Origin of the sequence: Kocuria sp. (assembly GCF_030536815.1) — a bacterium.
Lineage (GTDB): Bacteria > Actinomycetota > Actinomycetes > Actinomycetales > Micrococcaceae > Kocuria > Kocuria gwangalliensis.
Genome location: NZ_JAUNPE010000269.1, coordinates 1 through 2174, shown reverse-complemented (window position 1 = coordinate 2174; position 2174 = coordinate 1). Strand labels below are relative to the sequence as shown.

Annotated in this window: 2 protein-coding genes; one reads left to right on the top strand and one right to left on the bottom strand. The window is 61.7% G+C overall.

Going from position 1 to position 2174, the window contains the following annotated elements; translation table 11 throughout:
* Positions 1-552, top strand: a 552-nt coding sequence (gene pyrE, locus Q4E95_RS13055) for an orotate phosphoribosyltransferase (protein WP_303383711.1), incomplete at its 5' end; no start/stop codon positions are given.
* 58 nt (positions 553-610) lie between these two features.
* Here the strand turns inward: pyrE and Q4E95_RS13050 are convergent.
* The coding region (locus tag Q4E95_RS13050; protein ID WP_303383710.1) for an ATP-binding protein at positions 611-2174 on the bottom strand (1564 nt) is incomplete at its 5' end.

Here is a 2174-nt window from a genome sequence, read left to right as displayed (position 1 = left end):
GACACCGCTCGCGAGCGACTGCGCGACCTCATCAAGGGCCTGGCCGTAGTGCGCGGAAACGTGACGCTGGCCAGCGGAATTCAGGCCGACTACTACGTGGATCTGCGCCGCGTGACCCTGCATCACGAAGCTTCGCGCTACGTCGGGCAGGTCATGCTCGGCCTGCTCGACAAGGCGGGTATCGAATTCGACGCCGCCGGTGGTCTCACCATGGGCGCGGACCCGGTGGGCCACGCGATCATGCGCACCGCCGGCGACCAGGGCCGCGCGGTCGACACGTTCGTGGTTCGTAAGGCACAGAAGTCCTACGGCATGGGCCGTCAGGTGGAGGGCCCCAGCGTGGTGGGCCGCAACGTGGTGGTTGTGGAGGACACCTCGACCACCGGTGGCTCCGCGCTGACCGCGGTGGAGGCGCTGCAGAAGGCCGGCGCGAACGTGGTGGCCGTGGCCGTGATCGTCGATCGCCGCACCGGCGCCAAGGAACGCATCGAGGAATACGCGGGAGTGCCCTGCCTGTACGCCTTCTCGAAGGATGAGCTGGGGCTTGACTGACCCGGCCACCACTTCTGTCAACAATGTCGAACACGTGGTGGGCACCGCCAACGCGTTCCTAGCGCGCCGGGTCGTTCTCGGTGGTTTTGTCGGATAGCTGGTAAACGGTCCCCTTATGACCTCGGCCGCCCAGTTGTAGAACGGTTCCCGACTCCAGGGGCTGTCTAAGGGCATAGCGTACTTGCCCGTTGCTGAGGCCTGTCTTTTCCTGAAGGGCCTGCATGGTCAACGATTTTTCTTGTCGGAGAGCCGAGAATACGCGGTCTTCATTCCGCGATCGGGAGTGAGGCCGTTTTGAAGGTGAGACAGGAGACTCCAGAGCACCATGAGCAGCTGCCTGATGGGGCCGCCGCCACAACGTAGCTTTGAATTGGACACCTGTATCCGTCAGCGCGGGCCTGGGCAGGTTCGCGGCTCTGCATGCACGGAACACTTCGTGGATTCCGCCCCCTTCACCCTCAATGATGGCTGCGCCGTCTGGTGTCCGGAGCCTCTTGGAGATGTTGTAAAGCCGTTGATTCACCGCGGCCTGCGCGTGGTCCAGGCTTTCCAATTGTTGGATCGATACGCCACGAAGTCCCCCCGGACTGACGATGAACAGCTCGTTCGGAGTGAGGCGGATCTGAATGCTCTTGCCCACGCCGAGGGTGTTGGGGCCGAGGTCTCTGTGCACGAGAGCATTCGCAACAAGTTCGCGGACTGCGCTGAGGGGCAGTTCGGGGCGGGGGCGAATATGGCCGTCCGCGGAGTAGTCCCTGACCTCGGGCAGGCTTGACTCCACCCAATTCATGACGTTCTCCAACAGGATTGGAATTGGCCCCGTGAAATCTCGTAGGTCGCGGGTCCGGTGTCCGCCCTGATCAGCGGGAACTCGAATTGCTGCCGTGACACCCAGTGCGGGGAACTCCCCCTGTGGGTAGTCTCCCAGGGCGTACAAACCGGCAAGAGTGAGCTGCCCATCTCCCAGAGTTACACCGGTTCGCCGGAGCAGCTCGGCATCGGTTCGGTCGCGAAGCCTGGGGTCGGCCCGCCGGTAGTTCGTCAAGTACATTTCCACGAGGTTTGGGATCAGGTCATCAAGGGTCAGCCCGGGGATGGCTTCTTTGTCGTTCTGGACCAACTGGGTCAGATGCAGTTTTTCGACTTCGACCATCCGCAGCTCATGGGCGTGCATGACGTAATCACCGTCGGACTGACGCAAATACGCCTTCCCCTGATATCGGGCGGGTCGGTCTTGGACGGGCAACGGCAAGACTTCGGCGATGACTACATGCTTACCATCGAACATCATGGTTGAAGTGGTCAGCTGCGGGACCGGGGTAATTGCGTTCCGTGCTTGGGAAACCAGTGCGGCTTCATAGGCTGCAGGGTCCGGGACGCCATTCACACGAAAGCCCCGCGCTTCGTCCACCCCCAGAATGAGGGTTCCACCTGAGGGCATGTTGGCGAAGGCACATACCGTTTCGGGGCAGTTCTTGGGAAGTCCTTGTTCGGCGCGTTTGACCTCGATGGAGGTGCTGTCACCCCGTCGCGCCCGCAGGAGTGCCAGTTCCTCCCGTAGCTTGCTTGCAGTCCAGGCCATGAGAGAAAGTGTAATCGCAAATCGTAAGTGTAAATCGTAA